Annotated in this window: 15 protein-coding genes; 14 read left to right on the top strand and 1 reads right to left on the bottom strand. The window is 38.2% G+C overall.

Going from position 1 to position 17,817, the window contains the following annotated elements:
* The first annotated feature begins 116 nt into the window (after positions 1–116).
* The 14 genes from QUG14_RS08075 (at position 117) to QUG14_RS08010 (ending at position 16,803) form a co-directional block, all read left to right on the top strand.
* Entirely contained in the window at positions 117–1,580 is a 1,464-nt protein-coding gene (locus QUG14_RS08075; RefSeq protein WP_289339998.1) for an aldehyde dehydrogenase, read from the top strand.
* Between the two features lie 16 nt (positions 1,581–1,596).
* A complete protein-coding gene (locus QUG14_RS08070; protein WP_289339997.1) occupies positions 1,597–2,373 on the top strand; it encodes a 2-keto-4-pentenoate hydratase in 777 nt (258 codons plus the stop codon).
* Between the two features lie 20 nt (positions 2,374–2,393).
* Complete coding sequence (locus QUG14_RS08065; RefSeq protein ID WP_289339996.1) at positions 2,394–3,278, top strand: acetaldehyde dehydrogenase (acetylating); 885 nt, start codon at positions 2,394–2,396, stop codon at positions 3,276–3,278.
* Positions 3,279–3,289: 11 nt separating this feature from the next.
* Complete coding sequence (dmpG, locus tag QUG14_RS08060) at positions 3,290–4,324, top strand: 4-hydroxy-2-oxovalerate aldolase (RefSeq protein ID WP_483310715.1); 1,035 nt, start codon at positions 3,290–3,292, stop codon at positions 4,322–4,324.
* 12 nt (positions 4,325–4,336) lie between these two features.
* Positions 4,337–5,119 (top strand): 2-keto-4-pentenoate hydratase, encoded by a 783-nt coding sequence (locus tag QUG14_RS08055; RefSeq protein ID WP_289339995.1) that lies wholly within the window; start codon positions 4,337–4,339, stop codon positions 5,117–5,119.
* A 24-nt stretch (positions 5,120–5,143) separates the two neighbouring features.
* A complete protein-coding gene (locus tag QUG14_RS08050; protein ID WP_289339994.1) occupies positions 5,144–5,326 on the top strand; it encodes a 4-oxalocrotonate tautomerase in 183 nt (60 codons plus the stop codon).
* 42 nt (positions 5,327–5,368) lie between these two features.
* Positions 5,369–6,217, top strand: a complete 849-nt coding sequence (locus tag QUG14_RS08045) for a DODA-type extradiol aromatic ring-opening family dioxygenase (protein WP_289339993.1) — start codon at positions 5,369–5,371, stop codon at positions 6,215–6,217.
* 82 nt (positions 6,218–6,299) lie between these two features.
* Positions 6,300–7,505, top strand: coding sequence for a 4-hydroxybenzoate 3-monooxygenase (gene pobA, locus QUG14_RS08040; protein WP_289339992.1), 1,206 nt, complete (start codon positions 6,300–6,302; stop codon positions 7,503–7,505).
* Between the two features lie 238 nt (positions 7,506–7,743).
* Positions 7,744–8,511 carry an NAD-dependent epimerase/dehydratase family protein gene (locus tag QUG14_RS08035; RefSeq protein ID WP_289339991.1) on the top strand — a complete coding sequence of 256 codons (768 nt, stop codon included), beginning with the start codon at positions 7,744–7,746 and terminating at the stop codon, positions 8,509–8,511.
* A 138-nt stretch (positions 8,512–8,649) separates the two neighbouring features.
* Positions 8,650–10,086, top strand: coding sequence for a glucuronate isomerase (uxaC, locus tag QUG14_RS08030; protein WP_289339990.1), 1,437 nt, complete (start codon positions 8,650–8,652; stop codon positions 10,084–10,086).
* 75 nt (positions 10,087–10,161) lie between these two features.
* Complete coding sequence (locus QUG14_RS08025; RefSeq protein ID WP_289339989.1) at positions 10,162–11,160, top strand: LacI family DNA-binding transcriptional regulator; 999 nt, start codon at positions 10,162–10,164, stop codon at positions 11,158–11,160.
* A gap of 62 nt (positions 11,161–11,222) precedes the next feature.
* Entirely contained in the window at positions 11,223–12,686 is a 1,464-nt protein-coding gene (locus QUG14_RS08020; protein ID WP_289339988.1) for a tagaturonate reductase, read from the top strand.
* Positions 12,687–12,701: 15 nt separating this feature from the next.
* On the top strand, positions 12,702–14,195 hold the full coding sequence (locus tag QUG14_RS08015; protein ID WP_289339987.1) for a UxaA family hydrolase: 1,494 nt from the start codon (positions 12,702–12,704) through the stop codon (positions 14,193–14,195).
* A 379-nt stretch (positions 14,196–14,574) separates the two neighbouring features.
* On the top strand, positions 14,575–16,803 hold the full coding sequence (locus tag QUG14_RS08010; RefSeq protein ID WP_289339986.1) for a helix-turn-helix transcriptional regulator: 2,229 nt from the start codon (positions 14,575–14,577) through the stop codon (positions 16,801–16,803).
* Between the two features lie 59 nt (positions 16,804–16,862).
* On the opposite strand, the gene QUG14_RS08005 is transcribed toward QUG14_RS08010, so the two are convergent.
* Positions 16,863–17,747, bottom strand: a complete 885-nt coding sequence (locus QUG14_RS08005; RefSeq protein ID WP_133368605.1) for a carbohydrate ABC transporter permease — start codon at positions 17,745–17,747, stop codon at positions 16,863–16,865.
* Positions 17,748–17,817 lie beyond the last annotated feature (70 nt).

The raw sequence follows: 17,817 nt of genomic DNA, 5'->3' as shown, positions 1-17,817 counted from the left end.
TAAATTCTTTAATTGTGTTGCGTATAGAGCAACAAGGGCGTTGTATGTGAAACTCGAAAGCGTTACCATCAAATTGTGAAAATATTTAAATATTTCCAATTAGGAGGAATACGAACATGCAGGTAGAAACAAAAGTAAAAGCGATTAACTGCTTACACTTTATTAATGGGCAATTCGTTGAGTCTCAAAATAAAAAGACCTTTGAAAATATTAATCCAGCTACAGAAGAAGTATTAGGAACGGTTGCAGAAGGCGGGAGAGATGAAGTCGATTACGCAGTGGCTGCTGCACGCAGAGCATTAAATGGAAAGTGGAAAAATATCACAACAGGAGAACGTTCAAAAATTCTTCGTCGAATCGGTGATTTGATTTTGGAAAGACAAGAGGAATTAGCCCGTTTAGAATCATTGGATACCGGTAAACCATTTTGGCTTGCGAATAGCATCGATATCCCGCGGGCAGCGTATAACTTTCACTTTTTTGCCGATTATATGATTTCTGTTAATACGGATGCAAATCAGCAGGATGATCAAGCCCTCCATTATTCGTACCGCCGGCCTGTTGGGGTTGTTGGTATTATTAAACCTTGGAATCTCCCATTATTATTACTAACTTGGAAATTAGCACCTTGTCTAGCGATGGGGAACACTGCTGTGATTAAACCTGCTGAATGGACTCCAATGACGGCTACAGTGTTAATGGAGATTTGTAAAGAGGCTGGTGTACCAGAGGGTGTGGTCAATCTAGTACATGGTTTCGGTCCAAATTCCGCCGGCGGTGCCATTTCAGAACATCCCGATATTGATGCGATTTCTTTTATTGGTGAACCAGGAACCGGTTCTGCGATTATGAAAGCAGCATCCAGTTCGTTAAAGAAACTATCCTTTGAACTTGGCGGTAAAAATCCAAATATTATTTTTGCCGACTCGGACCTTGACGAAGTCGTTGAAACGACAATTAAATCGAGTTTCATTAATCAAGGAGAAGTTTGCTTGTGCGGCTCACGAATTTACGTAGAACGCCCAGCCTATGAAGAATTCTTGAAGAAATTTGTTGAAAAAGTAAAAACATTAAAAGTTGGTCAACCGGAAAACGAGGATACAAAGGTAGGAGCACTGATCAGTAAGGAACATTATGACCGTGTGAATAGCTATATTGAAATTGCTCGAAATGATGGTGCGAACATTCTTACAGGCGGCAAACGCCCAGATGGATTCGAAAAAGGTTATTATTTAGAGCCAACCATAATTACTGGTTTGGACCGGAATTCCCGTTGTGTCCGTGAAGAAATATTTGGACCTGTCGTGACGGTTATGCCATTTGATATGGAAGAAGAAGTGATTGTGCAAGCGAATGATTCTCATTATGGTTTAAGTGCTACCATCTGGACCAATGATTTAAGACGTGCTCACCGAGTTGCCCATCAAATTGAAGCGGGAATTATCTGGGTCAATACTTGGTTCTTACGCGATCTTCGTACCCCATTTGGCGGAATGAAAAACAGCGGCATCGGCAGGACAGGCGGAATGCACAGCATTGATTTCTACTCAGAATTATCCAATATTACGATTAAACTGTAGAAAGGGTGTAAGAAAGTTGAACAGTAAAATAGAAGAGTATGCAAGAGTCTTGGCAGAAGCAGAATCCACTCGAGTCGGAATTTTACCACTTACATCAATCGATTCGGAGTTAACCGTGAAGGAAGCCTATTATGTACAGTTGGAAAATATAAAGAAAAAAGTTGAACAGGGACAGAAAATCGTAGGGAAGAAGATTGGTTTAACTTCCCTGGCCATGCAAACTCTTTTAGGTGTTGATGAGCCAGATTATGGACACCTATTAGATACTATGGTGGTTGAAAACGGAGGATCTATTTCAATTGATCAAGTACTGCAGCCAAAGGTGGAGGCTGAAATTGCTTTTATTTTAAAAAAGGAATTACGAGGGCCGAATCTTACCGTTCTAGATGTTCTTCAGGCAACGGAATATGTCGTTCCTGCTCTTGAAATCGTCGATAGCAGAGTAAAAGACTGGAAGATTAAGCTGGCCGATACGGTTGCAGATAATGCTTCATCAGGGTTTTATGTACTGGGCGGCAAGCCAGTCAAGGTTGAAGACATCGATCTTGAACTACTCGGAATGGCCTTTTATAAAAATGGTGAATTAGTCAATACAGGGGTTGGTGCAGCAGTTTTAGGCAATCCAGCCAATTGTGTAGCCTGGTTAGCGAATAAATTGTCTGAATTTGATATACCACTTCGCGCAGGAGAGGTCATTCTATCAGGTGCTTTATCAGCAGCAGTAGAGGCGCGTGCTGGAGATACATTCACAGCTAGATTCGCTCACATTGGGCAGGTTAGTGTTCATTTTTAACATAAAGAAAGGGGAGTACTATGTCTAAAGTAAAAGTAGCAATCCTTGGTTCCGGTAACATTGGTACAGACCTTATGCTAAAACTGCTCAGGTCGAAAATACTTGAATTAACCACGGTCATTGGCATTGACCCTGATTCAGATGGATTAAAAAAAGCACGGGAACTTGGGCTTAAAACGATTGATACAGGAATTAACGGGTTTTTAGAAAATCCAGATGTAGCGGATATCATTTTTGATGCCACGAGTGCAAAAGCACATATCAGACACGCGAAGTTATTGAAAGAAGCTGGAAAGCAAGTGCTTGATTTAACTCCAGCAGCAGTTGGACCCCTTGTCGTTCCTTCAGTCAATATTGGAGAGCATGTAGAAGCGAATAATATTAACTTGATTACCTGCGGAGGGCAGGCAACGATCCCAATGGTTCATGCGATTAACACCGTGCAGAGTGTTGAGTATGCAGAGATAGTGGCAACCATCTCAAGCAAGAGTGCAGGTCCAGGAACTAGAGCGAATATTGATGAATTTACGCAAACAACCGCACGGGGAATTGAAAAAATTGGCGGGGCAAAAAAAGGAAAAGCGATTATCATTTTAAATCCAGCTGAGCCGCCTATTATTATGAGGGATACCATTCATGTTATGGTTGAAGGTGATGTGGTTAAAGAAAAAGAAATTACAGCTTCGGTACTTGAAATGGAAAAGCAGGTTCAATCGTATGTCCCGGGTTACAGGTTAAGGCAGGAACCAATCTTTGATGGAAATCGTGTAACTGTATTTATTGAAGTCGAAGGGGCTGGAGATTATTTACCTAAGTATTCAGGTAACTTAGATATCATGACTGCTGCTTCCGTTAAAGTGGCCGAAGAATGGGCGAAATTTAAAATTGCGAAGGTAACGGTCTAAGGAAAGGAGAGATGAAAGAAGTGGTTTTAGAAAGAGACATTTTAATAACTGAAGTAGCATTACGCGATGGAAGTCATGCCATTAGACATCAATTTACGGTTGAACAAGTAACCAATGTTGCAAGAGCTTTGGATAGAGCAAATGTACCATATATTGAAATCTCTCACGGTGATGGGCTGGGAGGATCTTCCTTACAATACGGATTGTCTTTAACCAACGAAATGGAGTTAATCGAAGCAGCAGCATCTGTTGTAAAAAATGCCAAAATTGCCGTTCTCCTTTTACCTGGGATTGGAACAATGCCAGAGTTAAAGCAGGCTGCACAACTGGGAGCGAAAATGGCGCGAATTGCCACCCATGTAACAGAGGCAGATGTTGCGCCGCAGCATATCGCTTTAGCAAAGGACCTGGGACTTGAAACTGTCGGATTTTTAATGATGTCCCATATGGTGCCGACAGCCAAGTTAGTACAGCAGGCAAAATTAATGGAAAGCTATGGAGCAGATACCGTTTATATGGTTGATTCTGCTGGAGCGTTGCTTCCACACCAAGTTAGCGAAAGAATTCGTGCCCTTAAAGATCAATTAACGGTTAATGTCGGATTCCATGCTCACAACAATCTTTCTTTAGCCATGGCGAATACGCTTGCAGCGATTGAAGAGGGGGCAACTAGAATTGATGGCAGTATTCGCTGCTTAGGTGCCGGTGCAGGAAATACACAAACAGAAGTTTTAGTTTCTGTCCTTGATAAAATGGGAATAAAAACCGGCATCGATGTTTTTAAAATGATGGATATAGCGGAGGAATTAGTTGCTCCTATTTTAGAAAAACCTCAGGAAATTACGAGAGACAGCCTAGTTCTTGGCTATGCTGGCGTTTATTCTAGCTTCCTGCTGTTTGCCCAACGAGCAGCAAAAAAATTCAACGTTGATTCGCGCGAGATATTAATTGAACTTGGAAAAAGACATGTAGTTGGCGGTCAGGAAGATATGATTATGGATGTAGCTGCTGAACTGGCCAAGCAAAAGCTAGATGCTTTCGTTTAAGGAGGAATTGAAATGAGTCAATACAATGAGATTGCTAAATACTTAGTTTCAGCCGAAGTCGATAGACGTGAGGTTGCGAAGGTAACATCGAATCTAAAGCCAGATTTAACAGTAGAAGAAGCCTATCTAGTTCAACAAGAGATAGTTACGATTAAATTAAATGAAGGAAAAAGAATGATTGGTCCTAAGATGGGTTTGACAAGCCTCGCAAAAATGAAGCAAATGGGTGTTGAAGAGCCTATTTATGGATATGTGTTTGATTATATGTTGATTGAAAACGGAGGAAAGGCCCGTTTATCTGATCAAATCCATCCAAAAGTAGAGGCTGAAATTGCCTTTGTGATGGGAGAAGACCTTGAAGGTCCCGGAGTAACAGGAGCTCAAGTTCTTGCAAAAACGGAATATGTGCTTCCAGCATTAGAAATTATTGATAGCCGCTATGAAAACTTTAACTTTACCCTACCGGATGTCATTGCGGATAATGCATCGACTTCACGGGTTGTTTTCGGTACATCCCTAAAAAAACCAGATCAATTTGAACTTGACCTGGTTGGAGCAACCCTTTCTATTAATGGTGAAATTAAAGAATTAGGAGCAGGTGCTGCCGTTCTTGGGCACCCGGCACATTCTGTCGCCATGCTAGCCAACATGCTTGCTCGAAAAGGAGAAAAAGTTCGTAAAGGTGATGTAATCCTAACAGGTGGAATTACCGGTGCTATTAGGTTGAATTATGGGGATATCGTTAGTGGTAAGTTTGATGGTTTAGGGGAAGTAACCTTTACAGTGACGGATTAATTTTTAAGAGAGAGAAGGGGTTTCATGCCAATCATAACTGTGCAAATACTAGAAGGAAGACCGAAAGAAAAAGTTGCTGAATTGATTCATAATGTAACCATGACAGTTTCCGAAACCTTGGATGCTCCGAAAGAGAATATAAGAGTACTCGTGACCGAGATTCCAAAAACGCATTGGGGAAAAGCTGGGGAGCCAATTGAAAAATAACCAAATCATTTATATTGAAAATCTCAAGGTGGGGGTTTTACTATGACGATTGAATTTAGTATGTTGGTTCCTCATGTCCCAAGTATGTGTCATGAGGATCTAGTCCCTGAATTCCAAAAGGATATGGCATCTGCAATGAAGGAAATTGGGAAACAACTGAAGGAGATAAAACCGGATGTCATTGTTTTAGTTTCATGTCATTGGCCATCTACTTTCTTCCATTATGTAGACTGCACTCCTATACATAAAGGAATACTAACCGCTTTTGAAGCACCAGATTTAATTAAGGATGTTGCATACCATTACCCTGGTGATGAAGACCTGGCCAATCAATTAGTAAAAGCAGGAGAAGAAGCGGGAATGCAGGTTCAAGGAGTGAATGATCCTTATTATTTATGGGATTATGGCAGTGTTGTTCCATTGCGGTACTTGGTTCCGAATGAAGATATTCCGGTTATTAATTTATCTGTCACCTTGGCGGCAAGTTTAGAGGAAACGTATAAGTGGGGGCAAGTGATTGCTAAGGTATTACGGGAAAGTGAGAAAAAGGTTGTGTTTGTTTCCAGCGGTGCATTGTCCCATAATTTAGTCCGCGGCAGACATAATAAGCCGACGGTTACCGAACATGCGATGGATAAACAATTTATCGAATTTGTTATGAATAAAAATTATCAAGCAGCCTATGAAATGCTGCCTGACTATACAAGGTTTGCCAGGGTAGAGTCAGGGGGACGTCACCTTGCTATGTTGTTCAGCATGATTGAGGAATCCTCTGAACCTGCTTATCTAGCAGATGGCCAATCGTCAGGCAGTTGGAACGCACTTATTACATTTGGAAATAGAAAAGCTGTAAGTACAAACAACCAAGCTGAGTCTGAATATGTAAAGTAAACATATATCGCAGAATGAAACCATAATCGTTTTCATTCTGCTTTATTTTAGTCTATTATTCTGTTAACAAAGGAGAGAGTTCATGCGAACGCAAGTTGGGATTATTGGAGCCGGTCCAGCGGGATTATTACTATCCCATTTATTACATTTACAAGGAATAGAATCTATTATTCTCGAATCTCGGTCAAGAGAGGATATTGAAGGGACTATTCGTGCCGGGGTTTTAGAACAAGGTACAGTTGATTTGTTGAATTCGACGGGCGTCGGAGAGAGGATGATGAGAGAAGGTCATGTTCACGATGGAATTGAATTACAGTTTAACGGAAAGAGGCATCGAATCGATTTCCACGAACTTACAGGCGGGAAAAGGATTATGGTCTATGCACAGCATGAAGTCATTAAAGATTTAGTGGCTGCACGTCTTCATGCAGCTGGTCAGGTCTATTTTAATGTAAGCGATGTCAACCTGCGCCAAATCGAATCTACCACACCAAAAATTCAATTTCGACTTGAACCTGAAGGTGAACTTCAGGAGATAGAATGCGATTTTATTGCAGGGTGTGATGGTTTTCATGGACCTAGTCGTCAAGCTATCCCAGCAAATGTAAGAATTGAAAAACAAAAAATCTATCCATTCGGCTGGCTAGGAATTTTGGCCAAGACCCCTCCCGTTAATCCAGAATTGATTTATGCAAATCATGAAAGAGGCTTTGCTTTACTTAGTACAAGGTCCCCTGAAATTCAACGTCATTATATTCAGGTAGATCCAAAGGATGATATTAAAAATTGGTCAGATGATCGAATCTGGACAGAACTTCACGCAAGAGTTGATTTGGATGACTGGATTTTAAAGGATGGACCAATTATTCAAAAAAACATTGTATCCATGCGTAGTTTTGTATGTGAAACGATGCGTTATGGTAACCTATTCCTCGCGGGCGATGCAGCCCATATTGTTCCTCCAACAGGTGCGAAAGGTTTAAATCTAGCTGCAGCGGACGTGCAAGTATTGGCAAGGGGCTTGAGTGAATATTATCGTTCCAGTGAGGAAGATTTGCTTAATCGTTATTCGGAAATTTGTCTCCGCCGTATTTGGAAGGCACAAAGGTTCTCTTATTGGATGACCACTATGCTGCATCGGAACCTTGAACATAGCTCTTTTGAATATAACATTCAATTGGCGGAGTTAGATTATGTGACTTCTTCACAGGCAGCAGCAATCAGTCTTGCCGAAAATTACGTAGGATTACCAATGGAAATACAGACTAATTATTCAATAAAAATTTAAGATTACTTAGGTCTGCTTTGGTAGCCGAATACAACTTTTTCTAAAAGTGCTTGCAGGAAAACTTAATAGAAACCAAAGCTTAAAAACCAGGGAATATTTTGTCCTTGGTTTTTTATTATTTACCTTTTTATTCTCACAAAAGGGATATCTTTTTTCATGAACGGTAATTTTAATAAAGGAATAAAAGGGTTTAACCTAAATTTCTAGATAAGGAATTAACTTTAACGGAGGAAAAACATTGAAAAAAAAAGTAACTATTTTAGGCGGGGCTGGGACAATTGGAACGATTTTATACAACGGGCTCCATGACAAATATGATATAGTCATCCTAGATAAGAATGTTTCTGAACAGTCAGCGGAGTTTGTAAGGGTGGATGCAACGAATTTTGACACGCTGTTGCACAGCATTCCAAAAGATTCGGGTGCCCTTATTAATTTACTCACCATAAAAACTGAAAATGAGTTAAAGGATGTCCAGAACTTTCATAACATGACTAATATCCATTTCGTATCTTCCTTCTATGTGTTGCACGCAGCAATTACACTAGGAATTCCCAAAGTAGTCTATGCAAGCAGCAATCATACAACAGATTACTATGAGAATAACGGGTTTTCATCTTTAGGGAGAGAAATCAATACTAGTGATTATCCTAACTCATGTGGACTCTACGGGGTATTAAAATTTGCCTCTGAAAATATTGGTCAAGTATTGGCTCGACAGACAGACAATCTTTCAATCATTAATTTGCGGATTGGAAGTGTTCATCCTGATGAACAAAAGGCAGTAACAGAAGATGATCGTCTCCTTAGAACTATATTATCCCATGAAGATACAGTCCAGCTTTTTGATTTGGCACTTCAATCAACTGTTAAGTATGGAACATATTATGGTGTTTCTGATAATCCTGGTAAACCATGGTCAACGGAAAGTGCCTTTAGAGAGCTGGGCTATATCTCACAAGTAAATTCAGTGGAAATATTAAAAAGAGGTAACCATTTTATATAGGCAGTCAGCGTATAAAAGGAGAATGACGACATATCATTGTTAACGTTAACAATTTATATTTACAATGTTTTTCGTATTTGTTAGACTGAAAATACAGGATTTTGTTAACGTTAACATTTTATAATAGGATGGTGCAAAATGAAAAAGTTTATGGATGAAAATTTTTTGCTGAAGAATAAAACCGCTATCTCCTTATTCCACGATTACGCAAAAGACATGCCAATTATTGATTACCATTGCCATTTAAGCCCGAAAGAAATCTATGAAAATAAGAAATTTAAAAATATTACCGAAGCCTGGTTGTATGGTGATCATTATAAATGGAGAGCCATGAGAGCAAACGGAATCTCAGAAGAATATATAACCGGCAATGCAAGTGACTATGAGAAGTTCCTTGCATGGGCTAGAACCGTACCAATGACAATAGGGAATCCCTTATACAATTGGACCCATTTAGAATTACAGCGTTTCTTCGGAATTTATGATATTTTGAATGAGCAAAGTGCCCCAGATATTTGGGAAAAAGTAAATGCAAAGTTGAACGAGGAAGGGTTTCGTGTCAGGGATTTTATTGAAAATTCAAAGGTAAAAGTTGTTTGTACAACAGATGACCCGATCGATAGCCTTGAATACCATCTAAAATTAAAAGAAGAAAATGACTTTCCGGTTAGTGTTGTACCAGGTTTCAGACCTGATAATGGATTAGAAATAAATCGAGAAGGATTCATAGATTGGGTGGCTAAGCTTTCGGAAGCAGCCGAAATTGATATTGCCAATTATGAAGATTACCTTGCTGCACTAGAATCACGCGTCCATTTTTTTCATTCAGCTGGAGGAAGGGTATCAGACCATGCTTTAGATTCTATGGTATATGAAGAAACTAGCTTTGAAGAAGTGGCTGGAATTTTTGCTAAAAGAATATCCGGCAGCGTTATTTCTCTTGATGCAGAGAAGAAGTTCAAAACGTTTACGTTAATCTTTCTTGGCAAGCTTTATGCAGAGCTGGACTGGGCAATGCAGTTCCATATCAATGCACACCGTAACAATAATAAAAGGATGTTTAAGATTCTTGGTCCTGATACCGGGTATGATTCCATTAACGACGACCAGATTGCAAAGCCGTTAGTAAAAATACTTGACTCGTTAGAGCAGGAAAAAAAGCTTCCAAAAACCATTATTTATTCCTTGAATCCAGGCGATAATGTGGTAATCGCAAGTATCATTAATAGCTTCCAAGACGGAAGGACTCCAGGTAAAATTCAATTCGGTACAGCATGGTGGTTCAACGATACAAAGGAGGGCATGCTCGAGCAGATGAAGGCATTGTCTTCTGTCGGACTTTTCAGCCGATTCATCGGAATGCTGACGGACTCAAGGAGTTTTCTTTCTTATACAAGGCATGAATATTTCCGGAGATTGGTTTGTAATTTAATTGGAGAATGGGTTGAAAACGGTGAAGTTCCAGATGATTTGGAGTTACTCGGAAATATTGTTCAGGGAATATCTTATAACAATGCCAAAAATTATTTTGATTTTCAGGAAGCAGCCATAGTTGAACATATCTCTAATAATTAATTGATGAAAGCTGGCGGGGCAAGGCCGATAAGGTATGATGAACGAAAATAGAGAATGCAAAAGGAAGGTCAGACAATGGTTACCATAAAAGATATTGCTAAATTGGCCAATGTATCCCATACAACTGTTTCTAGGGCACTGAATAACAGCCCGCTTATCAAAGAGCCAACAAGGAGAAAAATCCTTGAAATTGCCTCCCAGCTAAATTATACCCCTAATTACAATGCTAAAAGCCTAGTCATGCAAAAGTCGCATACAATTGGTTTATTTTTAACAAGCATTAGCAATGGGACTTCCGCAAGCTTTCTTGCAGATACAATAAAAGGTGTAAATAGTGTCATTAGCCAGGAATATAACTTGTTTATCCGTGGTATCGATGATTACCAGGATTATTCGAGTATTAATTCACAAAGGTTTGACGGGATCATTTTAATGAGCCAGAGTGTACGGGATCATTCTTTTATCTATCATGTCCTGCAAAAGGAAATTCCTCTTGTTGTGCTGAACAGAGAAATTGAAGAAGATGATATCATCAATATTCTTTCTAATGATACAGAGGGTTCAAGAAAAGCTGTGCAGTATTTGATCGATTGCGGACACACAGACATCGCAGTCATTGAAGGGATTTCAACCTTTAAATCTACGCAAATGCGTAAGGAAGGTTATCTAACTGCGCTGATTGATAATGGCATTCCGATTCAACCGGAGTATTCTGTGAGCGGAAATTATGATATGGAAAGCGGTTATCAGGGAATGGAAAAATTACTATCCTTGAAAAAGCCTCCGACTGCCGTTTTTTGTTCCAATGACGATATGGCCATTGGTGCAATGAATGCCGTGTTTGCTAAAGGTTTGAATGTCCCGAATGACATTTCAATTATTGGATTTGATGACATTGGTTTTGCCCAATATACAACCCCAAAGCTGACAACGGTAAAACGACCGGTAGAAAAAATTAGTGTACTAGGTGCGGAAAAAATCCTTTCACTCGTAACAGGCGGGGAACAAAAAGCGGCCAAAGTTTTTGCCAATACAGAATTAATCATAAGGGATTCTGTTAAGAAGAAAGGTTAGTTTTTACCTTTCTTTTTGAATAAAAATGTTAACGTGTGCATAGTAGAAAGGGGAAAAAGTTGGTGCAAAGACTAAATAATAAAATTTATCAGGACTACCCCTCGTATCCCGAGAAGGTGCTTCAGTTTGGGGAAGGGAATTTTCTAAGAGGGTTTATTGACTGGCAATTCCAAGTTCTTAACGAAAAGACGGATTTCAATGGAAGTGTAGTGGTTGTCCAGCCAAGAGGCAATAACAAGATTGAAAGGCTAAATAATCAGGATGGACTGTTTACCCTTTACTTACAGGGGATAAAAGAAGGCGAATTGGTAAATCAGCATCTGGTAATTGAGTCAATTAGCAGGGGTATAAATCTATTTACCGATTATCCGGAATATATTAAGCTCGCAGGGACAGAGGATCTCCGATTTATTGTTTCGAATACGACGGAAGCTGGAATTATGTTTGACCCAACAGACCAGTTGGAGGATCGGCCGCAAAAGAGTTTTCCAGGGAAGCTGACTGCGTTTCTCTATTACCGTTTCAAGGCGTTTGCCGGTGATGAAAAGCGCGGCTGCATAATCATTCCTTGTGAACTAATTGAAAGAAACGGGGGAAAACTGAGAGAAATCGTTTTGCAATATGCAAGCTTATGGAACCTTGAGGATGAATTTATTGAATGGGTAAAGAACGCTAATACTTTCTGTTCAAGCCTTGTAGATCGAATAGTACCGGGATTTCCAACCGATTCCTATAAAGAAAAAACCGAACAACTTGGATATGAGGATGAATTGATGGTGGTAGGTGAGCAGTATCACCTTTGGGTCATTGAGGGACCGGAATGGATCAAAAATGAGCTGAAAGTGGAAGGAACAGGGCTTAACACGTTGATTGTCGATGATTTAACTCCTTACAGGATACGGAAAGTCAGGATATTAAACGGCGCCCATACAGCGATAACTCCGGTTGCTTATCTATACGGTTTAAGCACGGTGGAAGAAAGTGTAAATCATGAAGAAATAGGCATGTTTATTAAAGAAATGATCGCAGAGGAAATAATCCCAACCTTAGAGGGGAGTAAAACAGAGCTTGCAGACTATGCAGATGATGTGATGAACCGTTTTGCTAATCCTTATATCAAGCATTATTTAATGAGTATCGCACTAAACTCCATTTCTAAATTTCAGACAAGAAACCTGCCCGCTTTATTGGATTATGTTGAGAAATATAACAGCCTGCCAAAACGAATGGTTTTTTCATTAAGCAGCCTGCTTTATTTTTATCGAGGAAAAAGAGGAAATGATGTAATCGAACTTCAGGATGATCCAGTAAATGTGCAATTCTTTAAAACTAACTGGGAAAAATTTGAGCAGCATGAGCTTACTATAAAGGAACTTGTGAACAAGGTTCTTGCGGAGGAAAGGTTATGGGGGATGGATTTGACCTCTATTCCAAATCTAGAAAGTACCGTCAGTACAAACCTATTTACAATCTATCAAATGGGAGTTAAGGAAGCTCTTAAAGAATTGTTTGAAACATCTATTTAGTAGGAGGCCGCTCAAATGAAGGATTTTCTTCAAATCACTGTAAACGATAATATTATTCTAGCACTAAGGAACTTTAAGAAAAATGAAACCATTTATCTTAATGGAAAGAATATACAAATAAAAGAAGACATCAGCCGCGGCCATAAAATAGCTGTTAAAGATATTTATGAAAATGAGGATATTATTAAATACGGCTATCCGATTGGGCATGCACTGGGTTTGATTGCACCTGGTGAACATGTTCATACTCATAACACAAAAACGAATCTTTCAGGAACTCAGGAATACCAATACGTGTTTAAGGAATCTCAGAATCTATATAATAATGAAAATCGAACCTTCCAGGGATACCGTCGGGGAGATGGTAATGTTGGAATTCGAAATGAATTATGGATTGTGCCTACAGTAGGCTGTGTGAACGGAATTGCTGAGAAAATTATCAAGCGGTTTGAGCGTCATGTTGGAGACATTCGCCCATTTGACAATGTCCTTGTCTTGAAGCATAACTATGGATGTTCACAGCTAGGTGATGACCATGAAAACACAAAACAAATACTGATTAATGCAGTAAAGCATCCCAATGCAGGCGGTGTTCTTGTTTTAGGTCTTGGCTGTGAGAATAATGAGCTGCCAGAGTTTAAAAGGGCGTTGGGAGAAGTAAATGAGGAGAGAGTGAAATTTCTAATCTCCCAAAATGTTACCGATGAAATCGAGGAAGGCTTTAAATTGGTAATGGAAATCTATGAAAATGCCAAAAATGACAAAAGAGAACCCGTTCCTCTTTCAGAATTGAAAATTGGTTTAAAATGTGGCGGCTCAGATGGTTTTTCTGGTATAACTGCCAATCCGCTTCTAGGTAAGTTCTCAGATTATTTAATCGCACAAGGAGGATCAACCGTCCTCACTGAAGTTCCGGAAATGTTTGGAGCAGAAACAATATTAATGGAACGTGCAGCAAATGAAAAGGTATTTGAAAAGATTGTCGATCTAATTAACGACTTCAAGGAATATTTTTTGCGTCATAATCAACCTGTTTATGAAAATCCTTCCCCAGGGAACAAATCTGGAGGTATTACAACGCTAGAGGACAAATCTCTTGGGTGCACACAGAAAGCGGGAACAAGCACCATAGTCGATGTCTTAAAATATGGCGAAACACTTAAAACAAAAGGATTAAACCTCTTAAGTGCGCCAGGAAATGATCTTATCGCATCCACAGCTCTTGCGGCAGCCGGCTGCCAGATGGTTTTGTTTACAACAGGCAGGGGAACACCGTTCGGAACCTTTGTTCCAACGATGAAAATTTCAACTAACACCCAAATCTTTGAAACAAAACCACACTGGATCGACTTTAATGCTGGAACTTTGTTGGATGATGGAGTAATGTCAGAACAAGTGTTGAATGATTTTGTGGATTATATTGTTCAAGTTGCAAGCGGAGAATTTGTCAACAATGAGAAAAATGACTTTAGAGAGATTTCGATTTTTAAGAGCGGAGTTACGTTATAATTACATCTTAAAAATCCCTTTTGAATAGACAGAGATACAGTCTATCAAAAGGGATTTTTTTGGTTCATTAAGCGTAGCATTTGTAAATTTCTGCATTAGTCGTAAAGGCATATGTACACGTTAACATTTTTATGATAAAACAAAAATAGCGTCAAAATTTTTTAAGTGTTGGCTTCTTTAATGAGATTAGGATAAAATTCGCGTAAAAGTGTTAACGTTAACATATAAGGATTAATAGTCCTAATGAATATAAAATGCTAGGTTTGATAGTCTTGTAAATATAGAAATTGTAGTTTATTATTACGTAAGCGTTATCAAATTTTTGAAAATTTAATTTTTTGAGATATAGTGGAAAACAGGTAACGAAGGAGTGAAATGATTGAGAAAAGCAAGAGTGTTTTACAAACTGTTTATCCCGTTTTTCTTAGTGGGTATAGTGCTTGTCATTGGATTTAGCATATTTATCTACAATTCCACTTATTATTCCGTTGAGGAAAGTTTCTTAAAGGATAAGAAAAATTATACAAAACAAATTCTTCACAATGTTGAACAAAAAGTAAGAACAATTGAGTATGGATATACTGCTTACAGTGCAACTTCCAATTTTGAAGAGATCTTTAAGAATCCTTTGTCAGGTAAAGATTTTGATATATACCGCGATATCAAAAAAGAGATGAGTTACATAGAAATGATGGGGATAGAAGGCAGTAATAATAGCTTAGTAAGCTTGGAAGGGAACTGGGGGATCATTAACGGTTCTTTGAAGACGCTAACAGCGGAGGAAGTTACCGAATACAAAAATACATATATTAACAACAATAGTAACAACAGCCTTTTTTGGAAACCAATAAAATCGGGAATCGAAATGGTTATGACTTTACCAATGTATAAGAGGGAAAAGTTCGCTTTAGGAATATCATATATTCCTAGAAGAAGTATTGAACAGATTATAGGTGACCAAAACAATAAAGTAGAAATTTATAATAAAAAAAATCAATTGCTTTACTCAAGCATGATGAAAGATAGTGAAGTGAATACAGGAAGTTTTCAAGATTTTAATGGACTCTCTAACGAAAGCGGGCAAACAGCCAATGTTTTAGAAACAGACGATGGAAAGAAATATGTATATATGCAATCTGATTATAATCGTTGGCTTTATGTAATGGAAATAGATGAAAATGAGATTGGCAGTATTATCCAAAATACGAGAGTGGGCCTTTTTATTGTATCAGCCCTTTTGATTCTTTTGGTGGGAATTATTTCATATGTGCTGGCGGTATCATACACACGTCCGATAAAGAAAATACAGGAAAAACTGGACATTCAGGGAGTACATAAAAAACAAAATGAACTTTCCTTTTTGGCGGATTCTATCGATAAAATTGTTGGACAAAATGAGCTGTTAACAGCTAGTCTGTCTATTCAGAAACCTCAATTGGAGACATTATTTGTGTTAAGTTTATTTAGAAAGCGAATCTCTGAAAACGATGTGATGAATCGTTTAGAGCAATTTGGCTACTATTTTAAAGAGGATAAGGTGTTTTATACAGGTTTGATTCAGATTGACAACTTTGATGAACAACAAGTTGGTGATAAAAATCTTTTATTATTGGCTATTAATAATATAGTAGGAGAAATTGTCCATGAGGATGAACGCTTAAATCCAATTGTTTTAAATGATGAAATGCAAGCAACAATCTTTATCTTAGATAAGAGCAATCAAGAAACTGAGCGTAATATCATAAAGTACTATGAAAAAATTCAGGCAACAGTGAAAAAATCGTTGAATATCATCATTAGTGTTGGTATTAGCCCGATATATGAATCGTTAATCGATAGCAAAAAAGCAGTAGATTTAGCAAAAGAATCTCTTCATTACCGAGTAAATGTTGGACCAGAGTCGATTATTTTCTATAATGATATCTCTTCGATGTTAAATGACGCGTCGATTTCCAAATTCCCTGTCGAATTACTTAATGAGTTATTGAATGCTATTCGTTCTGGTCATGAGGAAGACGTCATGAACATGGTGGATTTGCTAGTAGAAGAAATCTTTCGTTTAAATAAAAATCCTATTAGCTTAGGAGTTACCCTAATCCGGGTAATCAATGAGCTCGTACAATTAGGACAACTATTAGGTGCAGAATCAAAAATCTTTGAAAATATAAAGAAATTATACCAAGCAGCCATGAATGCCTATTATCCAGAAAAAATTAAGGAAATGTTAATTAACGATTTAATCAAACCCGTCATTATAAGTACACACGATAAGACAGAAAGAGGATTTAAATCCTTGTCAGAAAAAATCGTATATATAGTACAAACGGAATATGATCAAGAAATTTCCCTGGATATTATTGCAAATCGATTGCATTACAATCCAAACTATTTAAGCAATGTATTTAAAAAAGAATATGGAGAGAATTTTGTAGACTATCTAATGAATTATCGTCTACAAATGGCCCAATCCTTGTTAAAGGATACCGATTTAGCCATTAAAGAAATTGCTGAACGCTTGCAATATCGGAATTCTCAAAACTTTATTCGTTTCTTCAAGAAGAAATTGGGAATGACCCCTGGAGATTATCGTAAAGAGTATATGCATTAAGATTGGAGAACCAAAAAAGCCTCTGCAGCTGCAGAAGCTTTTTTTGATGGATATCTATTTTATCCTTTTACAGACCCGACTAATGCACCTTTGACAAAGTACTTTTGAACAAATGGGTAAGCAATTAACATTGGAACAGTGGCGATTACGATAACAGCCATCTTAATCGTTTGTGCAGGCGGTACAACATCTACTGAGGACCCCTCTGCCTGCATACCACTAGATACAATAACAATCTGACGTAATAATACTTGTATCGGCCACTTGATAGAATCATTAATGTAAAGAATAGCTGTCATATACGTATTCCAATAGGTGACCGCATAGAACAAAGAAATAGTAGCTATTGATGGTAATGCCAGTGGCAGCATGATTTTAACGAAGACACCAAAATCTGTGCAGCCATCCATTTTTGCCGATTCTTCTAAACTATCAGGTAAGGCTTGGAAAAAGTTTCTCATGATAATTAAGTTGAAAGCGTTAATAGCAACTGGCAATATTAATGACCAATAAGAATCAATTAAACCAACTGATTTAACAACTAAGAATGTAGGAATCATTCCACCACTGAAAAGCATGGAGAACACAACGATAAAATTAATGGAATTTCTACCTATTAGATATTTTCGAGATAAGCCGTATGCCATTAAAGCTGTGAGAACCATACTAACTAAAGTACCTATACCAGTTACTCCAATGGAAACAGCTAATGACTTAAAGAGGGTAGGCGTTGATAAAATATAGCGATAGGCATCCAGAGAAAATGTACGTGGAAAAAGGATAAACTTTCTTGCCACCACTTCCTGAGTGGATGCGAATGAACTTGCGATCACATTGACAAATGGAAGAAAACAAATAAGGGCAATCAGAATTAGAATGGTTCCATTTATAATGGGAAAGACTAGACCTCCTTTGGTTTTTTTATTCTTTTTCGTTTTCTTCATATAAATCCTCCTCGCTTCCAAATTAGTAATCTATTTATCTTTTTGTAAGATAAACCAACCTTATCATCAC

The sequence above is a fragment of the Neobacillus sp. CF12 genome, assembly GCF_030348765.1.
Classification (GTDB): Bacteria; Bacillota; Bacilli; order Bacillales; family Cytobacillaceae; genus Neobacillus.
The sequence above is the reverse complement of the archived record's forward strand: the minus strand, read 5'-3'. Positions and strand labels throughout refer to the sequence as shown.